Origin of the sequence: Gilliamella sp. wkB72 (assembly GCF_001693745.1) — a bacterium.
GTDB lineage: Bacteria > Pseudomonadota > Gammaproteobacteria > Enterobacterales > Orbaceae > Gilliamella > Gilliamella apicola_E.
In genome coordinates this window covers 422,827-438,740 of sequence record NZ_LZEI01000006.1, presented here as the reverse complement: position 1 = coordinate 438,740, position 15,914 = coordinate 422,827, and the positions used below count along the sequence as shown (strand labels likewise).

Annotated in this window: 15 protein-coding genes; 2 read left to right on the top strand and 13 right to left on the bottom strand. The window is 39.3% G+C overall.

Annotated features, from left to right (window positions below):
• Positions 1–55: 55 nt before the first annotated feature.
• On the bottom strand, positions 56–757 hold the full coding sequence (locus tag A9G07_RS03360; RefSeq protein ID WP_065734025.1) for a FadR/GntR family transcriptional regulator: 702 nt from the start codon (positions 755–757) through the stop codon (positions 56–58).
• Positions 758–1,023: 266 nt separating this feature from the next.
• Here A9G07_RS03360 and A9G07_RS03355 point away from each other — a divergent pair, with 266 nt between their 5' ends.
• Positions 1,024–1,791: an SDR family oxidoreductase gene (locus A9G07_RS03355; RefSeq protein WP_065734024.1), complete on the top strand. Its 768-nt coding sequence runs from the start codon at positions 1,024–1,026 to the stop codon at positions 1,789–1,791.
• Positions 1,792–1,808: 17 nt separating this feature from the next.
• Entirely contained in the window at positions 1,809–2,858 is a 1,050-nt protein-coding gene (gene idnD, locus A9G07_RS03350) for an L-idonate 5-dehydrogenase (protein WP_065734023.1), read from the top strand.
• Between the two features lie 292 nt (positions 2,859–3,150).
• On the opposite strand, the gene A9G07_RS03345 is transcribed toward idnD, so the two are convergent.
• The 12 genes from A9G07_RS03345 to A9G07_RS03285 form a co-directional block, all read right to left on the bottom strand.
• On the bottom strand, positions 3,151–3,753 hold the full coding sequence (locus tag A9G07_RS03345) for a hypothetical protein (protein ID WP_065734022.1): 603 nt from the start codon (positions 3,751–3,753) through the stop codon (positions 3,151–3,153).
• Between the two features lie 373 nt (positions 3,754–4,126).
• On the bottom strand, positions 4,127–4,546 hold the full coding sequence (locus A9G07_RS03340; RefSeq protein ID WP_065734021.1) for a hypothetical protein: 420 nt from the start codon (positions 4,544–4,546) through the stop codon (positions 4,127–4,129).
• A gap of 854 nt (positions 4,547–5,400) precedes the next feature.
• Complete coding sequence (locus A9G07_RS12060) at positions 5,401–6,147, bottom strand: hypothetical protein (protein ID WP_065734019.1); 747 nt, start codon at positions 6,145–6,147, stop codon at positions 5,401–5,403.
• Positions 6,134–6,628, bottom strand: a complete 495-nt coding sequence (locus A9G07_RS03325; protein ID WP_065734018.1) for a lysis system i-spanin subunit Rz — start codon at positions 6,626–6,628, stop codon at positions 6,134–6,136. The genes A9G07_RS12060 and A9G07_RS03325 overlap by 14 nt, the downstream gene beginning before the upstream one ends.
• The gene (locus A9G07_RS03320) at positions 6,621–7,001 is read right to left on the bottom strand and encodes a DUF5675 family protein (protein ID WP_065734017.1); all 381 of its coding nucleotides are present in this window, start codon (positions 6,999–7,001) and stop codon (positions 6,621–6,623) included. Before A9G07_RS03320 ends, A9G07_RS03325 begins: the two co-directional genes overlap by 8 nt.
• On the bottom strand, positions 7,001–7,309 hold the full coding sequence (locus A9G07_RS03315; RefSeq protein ID WP_065734016.1) for a phage holin family protein: 309 nt from the start codon (positions 7,307–7,309) through the stop codon (positions 7,001–7,003). Before A9G07_RS03315 ends, A9G07_RS03320 begins: the two co-directional genes overlap by 1 nt.
• Before the next feature lie 36 nt (positions 7,310–7,345).
• Positions 7,346–8,989 carry a phage terminase large subunit gene (gene terL, locus A9G07_RS03310; protein WP_065734015.1) on the bottom strand — a complete coding sequence of 548 codons (1,644 nt, stop codon included), beginning with the start codon at positions 8,987–8,989 and terminating at the stop codon, positions 7,346–7,348.
• Entirely contained in the window at positions 8,982–9,299 is a 318-nt protein-coding gene (locus tag A9G07_RS03305) for a hypothetical protein (protein ID WP_065734014.1), read from the bottom strand. The genes terL and A9G07_RS03305 overlap by 8 nt, the downstream gene beginning before the upstream one ends.
• Complete coding sequence (locus A9G07_RS03300) at positions 9,299–11,245, bottom strand: hypothetical protein (RefSeq protein WP_141677463.1); 1,947 nt, start codon at positions 11,243–11,245, stop codon at positions 9,299–9,301. The genes A9G07_RS03305 and A9G07_RS03300 overlap by 1 nt, the downstream gene beginning before the upstream one ends.
• Before the next feature lie 530 nt (positions 11,246–11,775).
• The gene (locus A9G07_RS03295) at positions 11,776–13,320 is read right to left on the bottom strand and encodes a hypothetical protein (RefSeq protein WP_065734012.1); all 1,545 of its coding nucleotides are present in this window, start codon (positions 13,318–13,320) and stop codon (positions 11,776–11,778) included.
• Entirely contained in the window at positions 13,317–15,446 is a 2,130-nt protein-coding gene (locus tag A9G07_RS03290; protein WP_065734011.1) for a hypothetical protein, read from the bottom strand. Before A9G07_RS03290 ends, A9G07_RS03295 begins: the two co-directional genes overlap by 4 nt.
• A 1-nt stretch (position 15,447) precedes the next feature.
• Complete coding sequence (locus A9G07_RS03285; RefSeq protein ID WP_141677462.1) at positions 15,448–15,849, bottom strand: hypothetical protein; 402 nt, start codon at positions 15,847–15,849, stop codon at positions 15,448–15,450.
• Between the last annotated feature and the right edge of the window lie 65 nt (positions 15,850–15,914).

The following is a 15,914-nucleotide window of genomic DNA, read 5'->3' as shown; positions in this document are numbered from 1 at the left end:
TTCGCATATTAAAAATAACATTAAGGAAATAAATGTTGCAAGTGTTTTTTTGTTTTTATGCCCCTTCTTGCAACTTTTTAATTGCGAGAGTATTTGTTTTCATGGCGTTATTTAAAGCTTCTTTAGCTGTTTCAACATTATGTTCTTTGATTGCCATAAAAACTTTGATGTGAGCCTCAATACTTTCCAACGTTGGACCAAAGACACGGTTAAGTTCTTCTAAATAATAATAATAGATATCTTTAATATCATGAATTATATTGATAAATATTTTATTATGTGAGGATTTTATAATTGCAATATGAAAATCTAAATCAGCTTGTGAGTATTTTTTGTAATCATTTTTATTAATCAACATTCGATTTAGAGCTTCTTCAATAGCTACAATATCATCATCGTTAGCATTAATTGTAGCTAATTCAATACATTTAAATTCTACCGTCTGTCTAAAAATCATCATATCAGAAAATTCTTCCTGACTTAAATGCATAATAGGTTGATTTATAGAAACAATTTTATTTTTATCTAAATTTTTCGAAACAAATGAACCCATTCCATGTTTAGTATAAATAATACCAAGATCACGAAGTTTTTGTACGGCACTACGAATACTTGTACGACTAACATTAAATAGTTCTGTTAGCTCAAATTCAGAGGGTAATTTGCTTTCTTCTGGCCAACTGTTGTCGAGTATATTTTTTAGCATCTGTTCATAAACAGCATCGACTATATTTGTTTTAGAAATCGATTTAATCATTAGTTTTTGTCATCTTAAAATTCTTTTTCATCATATTACAACTTATCTCATCAACTTTATCAACGTCTTTAACAAATACAATGAATATAAATTAATACTATTTTGTTGCCTAGATCACAAAAATTAATATTAGTTGTTGCTTAAACAACAAAATAGGCGCATTTTACCAAATATCTTGTATGTTGTATTACAAGTTGATGTATGACAATGTATTTCGCTTATATTCATTTATTAAACTAATTTTTTCTATAACAGGATTTTATATTATGCATGAACTTTTTGATTTAACAGGAAAAACAGCATTAATTACTGGAGCAGCTCGAGGTCTAGGTTTTTCTTATGCAGAAGGGTTAGCTTCAGCAGGTGCCACAATCATTCTAAGTGATATCAACTCAATAGTTTTAGATTCAGCAGTAAATAAACTAAAAAATAAAGGGTACAAAGTATCTGGATACGTTATGGATGTATCAGATGAAAAACAAATAATTGATGCCTTCAATTCGATGGATAAGGACAATATTCAGATAGATATTGTTATCAACAATGCTGGCATTCAACATCGCCAGCCAATAATTGAAATTGAATTAAAAGATTGGCAACGAATTATTGATATTCATTTAACAGGTACATTTTTAGTCTCTCGTGAGGCCGCTAAAAGGATGATAGCACGTAATTCTGGTGGAAAATTTATCAATATATGTTCGCTAACAAGTGAACAAGCTCGTCCCACAGTCGCGCCTTACACAGCAGCAAAAGGAGGTATAAAAATGTTAACAAAATCAATGGCTGCTGAATGGGGACAGTTCAATATACAAGCCAATGCTATTGGTCCAGGTTATATCTTAACCGATATGAATGAGGCTTTAATTAAAGATCAGGCATTTGATAGTTGGGTGAAAAATAGCAATCCAACAAAACGTTGGGGCAAACCGCAAGAGCTTATTGGTACTGCAATTTTTCTTGCTGCACCATCATCTGATTACATCAATGGTCAAGTTATCTATGTTGATGGTGGGTGGTTGGCTGTATTATAAATAAAGGATGTAAAAAAATGAGTAAAAAACTAACATGCAGAGCTTGCTTTGCACATAAAAAAAAGGATATTCGAATCGAAAATAGAGAACTTGCTTATACTAATGATGATGTAGTAGTTAAAGTAGAAGCCGGTGGAATTTGTGGTTCAGATATTCACTATTATCAAGAAGGTCAAGCTGGTTTATCCGTCTTAAAACACCCAATGGTAATTGGTCATGAATTTGTAGGTGAAGTCTACAAGGCACCAACAAATTCAAAATTAAAAGTTGGAAAAAAAGTCGCAATTAATCCATCTCAGCCATGTAATAAATGTGATTATTGCCTTAAAGGTAAGCAAAACGAATGTCCAAACATGCGATTCATGGGGAGTGCTCAATTTAACCCCCATGTACATGGTGGATTTTCAGAATATGTTATTGTTTCTGAGCAACAGTGTTTTACTTACGATGAAAAAATCCCTTCCCAAATCATGGCATTTAGTGAACCTACTAGTGTTGCTATCCATGCAATTAATGTTGCAGGTTCATTGGTTGGTAAAAAAGTTTTAGTTATTGGCGCAGGACCTATCGGCGGATTAATTGTAGCTGCAGCAAAAGCAGCCGGTGCTATAGAAGTAATAGCGTCTGATATTAGTGATAGATGTCAAAACGTTGCGTTACAAATGGGAGCAGATCTAACAATAAATCCATCAGATAAAGAAACTTATGCACGGTTTACGGAAAATAAAGGTTATTTCGATATTACCTTTGAAGCAAGTGGTGCAAACTCGGCAATTGAATCAACTGTGTATTTTACTAGGCCAAACGGCATTATTGTTCAAGTTGGTATGGGAGCCAGTCCTATTCAATATCCTGTTGCTCAAATGTTAGCTAAAGAAATAATATGGAAAGGATCATTTAGATTTATTGATGAATTTGCTGTCGCTGTAAAATGGTTAGAAAAAGGAATAATTAATCCTAAACCACTAATTTCAAGTGAATTTAATTACCAAGAAATTGAAGAAGCGTTGCTTACTGCTTCAGATAAGAGCCGCTCCTCAAAAGTTATTGTGACTTTTGTTGAATAATCAATTTAAAGTATAAATATAACTATCTCAATTTATATTTAATCGAGATAGTTATCTTCATTAATGAATTTAAATTAGGATTAAATAGCAGCCTTAAATCAAACTAATAATTTCATAGTGATTATGCTAACTACCCTATTGTTACAAAAATTGAAATCAAAAATTTTATTCAAAAAATAATTAGTAAAACAGAATTAATATTAATCATATTAACTATCAATTATTACAAATTATCCAAGTCTCAAATAATCAGTCCAACTGCATATCAAAGCCAAATATCAGTATAGCAAATTTACCACATAACTCCCTTACACCATCTCTCTGTTTTTGTAGGAGTAATTAACTCAAAGTTATTTCTGCGCATACATTGTTGAAAATGATACTTATTAAAATAATAGAAAAACTGAGAATCGGGACCGATTCCTTGATAATGATAACGTATGTTATTTTGGGGTATATAACGAGCACATGCTTTATGAAGTAAATCTGCATTAAGCGGTTTATTTTCGATATTTTCGCCTAAAAGCCGGAGAAAAATTTGGTCCGTTGTTCCTATCAAATTTTTAGGTCTTGATCTAAAATGGTCTTCAAGATAATTGTGCTGAATCGCAATTGCATTAGGTAAATTTTCCTGAGATATATGCCCACTTGAACACAACTCGGTAAAGATATTAACCATAATTACTCTTGTATTTTCTGTTTCTTGATTACATTTTTCAAGATCACTTTTTGAAGCTTTTGATTTATTCTTTACAACTGATCGCCAATATTCTTTATCATAATCTGGAAATTCACTGTCAGTATAGCCAAACAAACATAAATCGCCTCTACTTGAACAGGAGTTCACGCTAATAACCATCAGCGTTAAAATAAAAATTCTTATTAATTTAGCCATTAATTATTTCCTAAATAATTCATATAAAATACATTTTATATTTATACATATATTTTCATTCATTACAATACTTTAACAGCAAAGGTTTAAGCTTTTTGTTTTTAGATAAATATTATCTATATATCAACAATCTTTTATCGTTCAAGAGAAAGATTAAGAAAAGAGATGCAGAAGATGTTCAAAAAACCCCGCTCCTCAACTTTTTTAATTGAATAAATTACAAGATTAATAGGCAGGATTAAAGTAAAAAGGCGTCATAATGAATATAAGGGAATTTGACCCCAGCAGGAATAATTAAATCAAAGCAAACATATGATATTTAATAAATTATTTAATGTCATATGTTTTTATACCGTTAAATATACCGCGTTTATTATACCTGTATTTCGGATGCTTTTTTAAAAAGGTCATCCCTCTGTTCGTCTGTTAAACCTAACAATCTCTGAGCTGTTTTAACGGGCATAGAATCCCGCCTAAAATCACTCGCGGTATCCCACGCAGTTTTCAAGATTATGTTTTCCGGTGTTTCCTCATCTAAATTTTTTACATAGTCATCAACATATTGAAACATTGTTGAATCGGCATACCGAGCTGTTTTAAGTAATGCTAGCATCTGGAACCGACTAATAGAATCCGGCACAAAGCCCTTAGATAACTCATCTTGCTTTTTTTTCGCCAGCTCCATAGCTTCTTTTTCTGTAATACTAACCAAACCTGTGGGGGTAAACTCATCTTGCGGCACATCCGCATCAAACGCATAAATTTGATCATTACTATCTTTATAATATTTCATAAAAATCCTTACCTTAATTCAGACCATTGGTGTATGGTGCCTTGGCCCTCTAATATATAGTATTGAGAAGAGGGAACTATAAAACTTAAAGACCGGTGCATTTCGGAGGAAGTGAGCGACAACACGACTACCCCATTGACTTTTACGTTTACTTGAAGAGGTCCAGTTACCTTGTTCTTCCCACTCCCAGCGGGCAACTTTCCGCCTCCGCCTCCGCCTCCAGTCGCTACGCCCCCTGCCCCGATTCCGCTTAGAACTGGTCCTACTTTAATTGTGACAAATATAGGCTTACTAGTGGCGTTTTGGTGATTAACGTTAAGCATTCTTTGACCTAGCATCGAATACCAATTTTGACGGAAACCCAAAGCATTAAAATTACCCTCTATCATTTCTCCATATTTGTTAAATAGGAACGCCCATCGCCGTTCAGAGGCAAGCCATATCCCAAAAAGCCCATCGTCTCGTAGTGACAAAAACACTTGTCTATTTCCCGATGTTAGATCAGTCCTACCTTCGGTTGCGTGGTTTACAGAGTACATATGATCGGTAATAGGAGTTAACCTTTCGTTGAGGTTTTTGACTGTCCATGATGCGGCCGCCGTAGTTTTTGAATCGCTATAGAGAGAATCACTAACAGTTAATGCAGGCCCTGGTAAGCCTTGTGGCCCCTGTGGTCCTTGAACTCCTTGCGGTCCTTGTGGCCCGGTTTCCCCTTTCTGACCAGGCACGCCTTGTGGCCCCTGTGGTCCTTGTGGCCCTTTTGGTCCTGTTTCCCCTTTTTCACCTTGTGGCCCGCGGTCGCCTTTGCTTCCAACGACCCGCCCTAAATTGATAGTTTGTGTCATAATATATACCTAAAATCTGTAAATTAAATCGCCATTGTTTGAAATTGAAAGATCTGGAGGTGTTGCTCCATCCGCATAATGCACCAACAAATCACCGTTATCAGAAATTGATAACGCAAAAAAACCATTTTCGAGTGGCACCACAACGCCGCTTTCGCCCCTATCCCCCTGTTCTCCTTTTTCGCCCTGGGGTCCTCGTTCCCCTTGAGGGCCTTGTATGCCTGGGGGGCCTTGTATGCCTGGGGGGCCTTGTAAATGATCGAGGTGGTTTATCATTTGATACAATGATCGGTATGTATCGTCTAATGTTTCTTTATTCACCGCGTCATGTGGCAGTTGAGGAGTTGCTAAATTCTCAATTTTTCGTAATTCTGCATCATAATGCCTTCCCCCCAGAGGGTACTTTAATGCCCGGTTGTTTGAACCTTCTACCCCCTGCAGAGCCATCCAAATTCTATCAAAATCGCTGTTGACAGTTTTTGCAAGAAAATCGCCATTGGTTTGATAGTCCGTTATCCGCATTAAAGGTATGTTACGCAGGATTACTACACGGCTGTTTGCCGGCGGTGCGACATCAAAAATAACATTACCACCTTGGTTTGTATCCAATCCTGTCACAGTATAGTTAGTAACCCGCACACCGTTAACTAAAACTAATAGATCCGATTCATAAAAAACTTTGCATAAAAACGAAAAAACAACGGTATTACCATCGGCCATATATTCATATTGTATTTGTTGATTACCGACTGACATTTTCTACCCCATTGCACATAAATTCAGTATTGTTCTTGGGCGCAATCTCTTTACAATAGTATTTTTGCCAACCTTCAATTATTACTTTGTTGTACTCAATTGCGTTGGTGAGATTGTAATAATCTTGTTGAGAAGTTCTTGCAAGTCGTAAGGCTTTGTTAGCAATACCGCTGGCGGTGGCACTATCTCGCTCGACTGATTCGACTTTGACGCGCAACTCGACAAGACCATTATCGATATCATTACGTAAAGCATCTGTTTTAGCTTGACCATTTTTTATTGCCCCAATGATATTTAATTCCAGTTGTTTAACGGCATTATTGCTCTGCTTATATTGTTCAAATTCTATTTTGATTTGATTTTCTCTTGCTACTGCGAGTTTTTCACCTTGCCAACAGTTGTATGCAACATATATAGCAAACGCGGCGATAATGGCTAACGGTATTGGCAATAGTTTATAAATAAGTTTTAAATTAGTCATAGTTTTCTATAATTTCCAGTTTAAACGATTGCCCTTTAAGCTCATCCATTAATAACGCTAACGCCTTTCTACTTTCAAATAGTTGGGTATCGTTATTACGCATCCCTACTAAAATGCAACCTGACGTATCCTTAGTCCAGTTACCCGCATGAATTAAGATATGAGAGCGATTCGGCACATCTTTAACTTGATAAACACGGCCGAACTTTGGCGAATTAACAATATCACATTGATATATAGCCGCAGGGATACATGAAATTTGACGTTGGTTATTTTTCCATAACAATTCTAACGTTGATAGGACTTTGCCTGATGGTAATTGGAGTGTACCAAATGTCCCATTTAAATTAGTTTTTATTCTAGTTAATTTCACTAACCGTCTCCTTTAGCTTTTCTTATTAGCCGTTCTTCGAGGGCTTTTATTAATGTAGCTCCCGACCACCCAGCCAGCCCAGCTACACCACCCGCCAGCTCGAATTCCCAATTGAAATAACTAGCAGCCAGCACAACCAATGCACCAGCAAATGTTGAGATAAATATTTGAGCGACTAGAGTACCTATTCGGAATTTGTCACCATTTAAGATGCGATAACAATAGCTAGCTAACGAACCTAGTATTGCAAAGATGAATAGATTAAAAATTACAGCCCATTTAATGTTATCAGGGTCTTTAATCGGCATGTACGAACCTTCAATTTATACCTCGTATTGAGGCGTTTAATATTTTATTTTTGCTTTTGTTTGACCCGTCCAAGGTCTCCACGTCCCCATAGTATTAGAGTTATTGGTGCGTTTTTGCACCGATTTAGCTATTCTGATAGGGGTATTATGTATAGCACCCGCAAGCGAATCGATATAATCATCGGGCTGTTCTGATACCTCGGGATTAAAATTGCGCATTTGCTCAAACACTGGACTTTTATCCTCATCTGCAATACTAATATGCGCCCATAGAAAACGGGATTCTAAGGGTGCCTCTATAGCTTCTAATATACGAATTTGCTTATTACGAATTTCGTGCTTTTCAACAACACCACATCGAAGCCCGCGGCTCTTTAATGCCTGACGTAATAATGTCGGAGCAAAACCGCCGATGCCATTGGTCTCAATAATGATAGATGGTATGTTATATTTTTCGATGAAATCACATAACTGAATTACTTGCCCGCCAACGATACTTTCGTTCTCGCCAAAAACGGCTATCTCTCCAGTAAGCCCAGCGCACACATGCCAATACAGATGACCTTTAGTATCGGTAAGCAATAACGTAAAAGCGCTAGCATCCGATTTAATTTTACCCGCGGACGGGTCCCATACCGCAGACGCACCAACAATGCGCGTATTACCGAGCATCATAGTGACTTCCCCGTTAGCGTCGATTATCGTCGGCTCAACGTCGTATACTCGGATACGTTCAGGATCTAATCTGCTTTCGTTGATTGGTTTAGCGTGTAGCTGGTATTGGCTATCCCATGCATTAATAGTGCGGGTTTCTCTCCGACGAGTTAAAATATCTTGAGGAGTAAATCTTTCGGGCCACGAGACATCCGCGTAGCAATCAAGGATACCGTTATACGCGGAAGCAAAAACTATGTGATTATTTTGAATGTGATAATGCACTCCTTCTTCTAAAAGTTCCGTAGATTTATGAATACCAATAAAAACTACTTGCGGGGCGAAACCAACATAATAAGGTTTTCCCGCTTCAACTTTATTAAAGCGCGTTTCTTTACTAAACAGTTTAATTACAAGTACATCGGCACCTTTTGCTATTAATTCAGTATATATAGAATCGTAGGTGTGCGGTGTTCCAACATATAGTTTTTTTCCCCCGGGCTTTAAAATGTGGGTTTGCTCATCTAATCGCTCCCTAAGTTTTTCTCGAAGTTCTTGGGATGTGATATTACGCGGTACTTCGACATCGTCATTTTGAACTTCATCAGCACGTGAGCCTGTAACGTTAGACATGATGCCTTTAGCCAACATACTACTATGTAGAGGATCGGCTAACGAATTTATGTCGTTAACATTCCAACGTTCAACATCCATTTTACCTTGCGGAATCATCTCTTTAGTTAAAGGGTGCCTACGCAAAATACTTTGAGTTGCTCGGCTAATTTTACGCGCAGAAGGGTCGGATTCAGACTGGTGTAAAATCTGATAAGTTGAATCATTATAAAATCTACAAGCATTATACGGCGCTAATGTCGAAGATTTACCAATTCCACGATGGCATAACAACACTTTAACCGTGGCGGGTTTATCCAACCAATCGGCAATGCGAATATGACAATCGGGGGTATCTCTACCTAAATAATCATTCCACATCATTAAAAAAGCTGTTGTGGAAATTTTAGCCATGCGCTAACTTCTCTAATCGTTTTTTGGCCGCGTTTTCGAACTGGATAACCTTGCTATTTAAATCCTCTGCCGTTCCTGCTTTTGGGGCGGTGCCTTTTCGTTCGTAGAGTGCGATTAAAGTTTCTAGCTTAACTGCGGTTGTAATTATTTGGTTAGCATTTTTCTTACACCAGTAGCGATCCCCTCGTTCTTCCACAGACATTTCATCAAGTTTTTTATTAGCTCCTGCCCATGTGTCTGGGTCCGCCTCGGTGATTACTACCGCAACCATCCGATCGGATAGTTGCTTAAGCATATCTAGTTGTTTCATTAATTCCCTCCCGGTACTAAGTCATCTGGTCGCCACCAAAATTCACGGCCATAAGTATTTTGCTGGCGTTGAGTATATTTTTCTAAATATCCTGGGCTGACGGCTTCTTGTAACTGATTAAACAACAAGTGATCTGTAACTGCTTTTGTGTACCAAAGATTTGCTCCAGGGGTTAACCCTTTCACAAATCGGACAGCATCAGCCCCAACGTGCGTATCGTCCCCCGCCATAGCACGTCGTGCGTTACCCAAGGTTAAACCTGCGAATTGAGTTAAACTTGAACCCAATGGACCTATAGCCATTTCACCCAAGGTCGCATCATAGCTATTTTTATCTGAAAAGATAAAATCCCCATACACACCGAGTGCACCGCCTTTTAGCATAGCCTCGATCCAAAAGCTAGTATCATCCATATCTTGTGGTTTTCTGCCGGACGCAATGTTATTAATTTGTAATGCGGCGGCGCCGAATAATGTAGTAGCAAGTAGTAGTGACCCGCCGAAATAAGCTTTTTGTAACCGTGAAGGTAATGCGGTTCCTCTGGCCCACATTCTGGCTACTAGCGCAAAAGGAAAGGCTTTAAACTGTGTTATAGAGCGTGCTATTTCTCCGCTGGCAGTACCACGTTGTAACCCTGCACCCATCCTTAAACGGTCACGAGTACCCGGCGTTATGACTGCCATGTCGGCCTCCTCGGACAGCATTCCGATCAGCTTTCTAGCCGCCTCAAACCTTACGGTTTCAGGGTTGTCAAAATTCGAAAGTAAACTATCCGGTATAGCTAAAATGCTTTCAGGCGATAAAATATTATCAACGCCAGCCCATTGATCTAATTCGGCCATTCTCCAAACCGCATAGTCTGTATCTGTAACCCCATGACGCCTGATAAGTTCAGCATCGAAGCCGTTGGTATTATTCAGTGATGAAAGATCTTTATTGTTTTTGACTACATGACCAAGGGACGACATCATCGAAGCCGCATAGCCTTCTTTGGCCGCGTCTGATATTTTCATAAGGCCCGATAGTCGCAATACCGTTGATGCGGCTTTACTTGTCCAGTTAGTCCCCATATTATCTACACCCCACCTATTTAAACTTGAAAGCGCGCTTTCAAGAGCAAGGCCATTGCGTTGTGCATAATGCCTATCATTTCTATTGAGTGGATTGAGCGATGTAATCATAGCTCTGTATGCGGGGCCTAACGCCATACCATTAGTTTTGGCCATAAGTAAAAGTGTCCCCTGATCCGTTATCGATGTAACCGCTGCGCTTCCTAATCTTGAACCGGTAAGCAAATTACGTAAACTATCAAATACTGTTGCAACACGAGAACGTACCAACGGTTTATAATTTCCTGATACAAAATCGTAAAGATCACTAGTTTTACGTGCTAAATTTTCTATACTTGTTTTCCCTACCCTATCGGTCATAGTTGATTTGTGGATAGCGTCATCTAACACTGATCTAAACATCAATGTTGGATTAGGTCCGAATGTTTCAATTGTAGCGATATCTCGACTAAGTCCCGAGATGTGCCCAACCATAATATCGAAAATGCCCCGCTCACCATACTGTGCATGATAATTTAAAAAACTTTCTGCATCTCTAAAGAAAATCTGGCGCGATTCAGCGTGGCGGTTAGCGCTCATACTAGATATACGATGCCCCGACCCTTGCAGTTTATTAGCCCCACCTGTTGATATAGTGTCGTAAATGTGAGTGAAAAGCTCCCTAACTTCGGCATCGTTCATTAACGATCCGTCCGGGTGAACATATTGCTGGCGGTCGATAGCTGGCAATATATCATCTAACCACCTTTCGCATCCCGCCATTGCGGTTTTATATTGAGAATGCTCTTGCGGTAGATTCCAGTTTTCTAGCCTACCAATATCACCCCCAGCATTATTAAACGCCGTGCGTAATTGTTCGGCTGAACGGGCCCACAACTCTGCGGCGGCTCTAGCCCCAGTGTTACCTGTGTTTTCTCCATACATTTCCCGAACTAAATCTTGTATCTGATTTTCTCTTTCAAAAAGACTTAAAAGCCCGGCGTTATCCATTTGATCCAGCAACGGGCCTAGAAAGATATTACGGGTAGCCGTTGCTCGGGTATCCATTGCTTGAAAGCCCGTTTTATTATCCGGGTTGTAAGCTAACAATCGATTCAGTGCTTCAACTTCATTTTTAGCTACACCTCGCGTCATCATATCTGCAATCTGGTTATCGACCCTATCACGAGCAAGTATTGTAAGCGCAATACGGCGTCGATTTAATTCTCTTTGACGTATAACATTATTGATGCCGTACTCAGCAGCCCTACGTAACCTTTCCTCCGCAGAATATGATGCCCAGTTAGGATCTTGCCTTGCTAGACTTTCTTGATTGCTAAGAATGTTATTAAAAATGTCCTGCACTTCCGTCCTGGTTAAATTGCGCCCCGTGGCCGCGTTAATTACAGCTTGATAACATTGTCGCATTACGAATTCCTTAACATACATGCCACTGCGGCATCATAGAGTTTTTTATCAGCGTGAGCTTTGGCTACTTCATTATTAGCGGTTTCTAATAAATCTTTCACATTAACAAAGCTTTCTATGCCGTTTTCATCAATGTGATTAATTTGCATATCAGGTTTATCTTTCAAGATTTGCTCGATAGCATCTGTAGAAGTCTTACCCTCTACAAAAGCTTTATTATGTTTTAATGCATTAAACTCGACATCGCTCATCGTTTCAGCACGCTGGTATATATTGAACGTTTCCTCAAGTTCGCTAGCTTTAATATCGATTTTAGAGCTTACTTTATGCGTTAAATGTGGCGGAACTATACCATTGTTAAGGCTGACGATATCACGCTTATCTTGTTTGGTTAGATGTCTTTTATTGATAAGCTCTTGCTTGATTTCATCAACCAATCGGGCGGGTATTGGTGTACCGTTTTTTGAATAATACATAGCGTCATCAGGAAAACGCTTAGCGATAGCATCGGATACCACGTTATGCCAATCTACATCCTCTTTGAGAATAAAATGCCCCTCTTTAACAATGGCATCGACATTCACCGGGCGGTCATTGATCATGTCATCGAAAGCTTTATTTAACGCCCTGTCATGCATATTTAAGGATTCAACATCCGTCGGTATACCCATTGCAGCATCGTTTTGATGCCTTTGATTGTTTTTTGCTAGAAGAGCATCAATAAAGCGTTGTTGTCTAAGTTCAGCATATTTTGCCGCCCCTCCGAAAATCATACCAAGCCCAGCATCAATTAGCAGGGCTTCTTGATCTAACGCTTGATATTGATCTGCCATCTGGTTGTAACCATGAGCCTTCAGCAAATCATGGGTAAAACCACGTTGCCCGACTCCTATAGCAACGTTAGCCCCCGCGGTGTGCATAACATCATGTAAACCTAGATTTCCATATGCATAAACTTTACCGAACCTACTTTGCGATTCAACCCACGCTTTAGTAGCAGGTGAAAATCTAAAGCCCATCGATAACGGAATATACCCACCTAGTGCTACAGACCCGCCTGTTATTACCGCTTTTTCGGCAGCGGTACTCTTGTCCAACCCTTCGGCCAAACCTTGCTCATAATCCGCAGAGCCTTGAACAGCACCAGCTAACGATGCCGCCCCCCCTACCCCCTTGGCAAACTTTCCCGCACCTGCAAATGAGCCCAATATATCGGACATAGAAAATAGGGTTGCTGTCAAACGCCCCCTACTTTGTGCAGTTTCCTGCATTATGTGTATGTGCTTTACGGTAGCCGCCAATGAATTTTTTAAGTATTCAGTTGTTCCGCTGTCATCTTCAAGACCTAACATCCCATCTATTCGTTCGGAAAGATAAACCATCACGCTACCCAAAGCGGTTGAAGGCTTCGCTAGCAAACCTGTATAGGCACCTGATATTACGCTTTTCGCCGAATACTTAATGTCTTCGGTTAAAGTAGGCTCATATTCAAAAAAATCTACAGGATTAGCTTTCGCCTCTTGGTATAATTTTTCGTAAATCATTCTGGAATTTCCTTTATTGCTTTAATTCCATCCAACGCATCAATGACTACAGGGTTACCTTGCTTATCAGATAAGAAACCGTTTCCTGCTTTAATAAAATACTTACCATCTGGTAAGCCCATTGATCTAGTGCTCGGGACTAGTTGGAATCTCGATTCAAAGGGTCGTTGAGTCAAACCATATGGATCTGCTGGGTCTGTGTTGTAGTACTTTAAGTTATCAGTTTCGGTCCAACCATTAGCTTCTGCATATTGTTGGTATTGAAAGTTAACTGAATTATTAAACGATGTTTCCGACATCCCCCAAGGCATACGCACATTGTACTTTGTCGATTTTTCACCAACTACAGCGCTTACCGCCTCTTTAAGCAGGCTATCATCTATTTCTCGGGTATTGGAATATGTACCGTTAGATATGGATTTACCTATGTAGTAATCCATCGCGGCGCTATATACCTGCTGTCTAACTTTCGAATCGCCAGCGAAAAGTCCATCCGTTAAAGTATCAAACGCTTCAAGAGATTTAGGTGGTAGTGTAACACCCTTGATAGACGTATCACCTTTTTTAGAAGGTTTAAGGGCGTCGGCCCCCTTCAATATAAAGTTCGCAACAGTTTGCCTATCCCTTACTTCATCCGCAGTAAATATGTTTTTTTCAACAATAACTCTTCTCCCTGCAGGGCTATTAAGTATTTCACCGGCAAAAGCAAAACCAGGATGCTCTAAACCTACAGCGTTTAAAACGGCATTATATGCTTTGTCATCACCGTCGGTTGCCTCTGAAAAAACTTTTAAAATTTGAGACTGTTGATCCGCGCTGGCATCTTCTAATACACGTGATAAATTACCCGCCTCCGCACTTGAAAGGATTTGTAGTTCAGTACCATAATCTTTACTAATTCGGTTTGCCTGAGCTACCCGCGCTCGTACACCCTCCGGTGTATATTCTAGATTACTTACTTCACCCGCTTGCTGTGCCGCCGCAATAGGATCTTTACTCCGTTTATCTAATAATATTGCGGCCGCTCTAGCCCTGATCTTTTGCAATTCAAGACGCTGAGCAAAATTAGGATTGCTTGGATCTGCGGTTAGATCTGACGGTTTTTTATCGCCTTGTAAAATATCTTCTTTCGTGAAAGCAATAAGGTCGTTGCTAGACATATTTTGCAAAGCACCAATATTGCGCGCTAACGTTTGCCCATCTTGATAAGCATCATAGGCTTGTTGTCCTTTTTTCCCGAAAACAGCATTGAATCGGCTAAGTGGAATATCTGGTGCAGTAATACCTCTTTCTTGCATTGCCTTCGCATTCGCCAACTCAATGCCCAAGCTATCCCTAACACCATTGCCTTGATGCTTGATTAGACTATCCACCTTAAGCATATACTTAGCTTTGTTTACTTCGGTAAGTTGATTGTAAGCAAACGACTTCTTCATTTTTGCCGCAAGAGAAGCAAAACTCCCCTTACTTAACTCCGTATGAGCAACCCAGCCATCTAATGCCGCTGAAAAATATTGTTGTGCTATCTGATCACGTTGTGCCTTTCGTAACTCCTCTGGCATTCCCTGCTCTTGGGCAAACTGATCTAAACGAACTAGCAAGTTGTCAAATCCCATCTTCAATGACGTTTGATCGCCATGCAGATTCTGAGCATTAGTAATAGCCAAGTCTATACTGGCTTGCATTGTTTTCAATGCTAAGGCTGATTGTTCTTGGCTTTCATGAAGCATTAATTGCCGGCTATATGCGGTATGCATATCTTGCGTTTGCAAATCAAATTTATCTAAAAAAGAATTACCTTTCAGTGTTTCCCGAATTTCTTTTATTTTATCTTCGTAGCGTTGGTTATAGTTGCCTGCTTCATTTAACGCATTTTCACCTTTAAGATTACGATAGCCACTATCAGGATGATTCAATTCCTCATTTCCAAAAGTATCTAAATCTAATAATGCTTTTTGATATTGAAGCTGATCATCTTCCCGCTTTTTCTGCAACATGAAATTGGCAACCGCATCTAACCCTTCTCCGAGTTTATGCAAACCAGGACCTATACTAACGGCATTGCTAGGTAAGGTAGTGTTACCTCCGCTGAGTTGTAAATTTCCGAAAGCTGGAATCTTTGCCATATTATGCACCTCCTCCGCCACCGCCACCAGCGGCTCCACCACCGCCTCCCCCCATAACGCTTGATGCAGACATAGCATTTGCCGCATTATTAGCCCATGTGCCGATGGACTGTAAAATAAAGCCTTTTCTCAATCGTTTAGCATTATATTTTGCCATTTTGGAATTAATCATATACTGATTCGCTTCAGCCGCTGAGCTATACATTGTCGCAAAAACATCATCGTTAATATTTTTTTGTAACGTTCGCTGTGTGTCATCCACCGTTTGGGAATTATTGACATCTACACCCGAGGCCCCGAAATCCTGTACGACGCTACCTTGTGCTTGTTCGCCTTCGCGAAAAACTTTCTCGGCATTTTGCTTGCCTTCCCATAACGCGTTTTTAGCGTTTTGCTCATACATTTTTGCCTGGGCTTTTAATAACCCTCGTTGTGTTTTGTAATCGACAAAATCACCTAGATATTTTG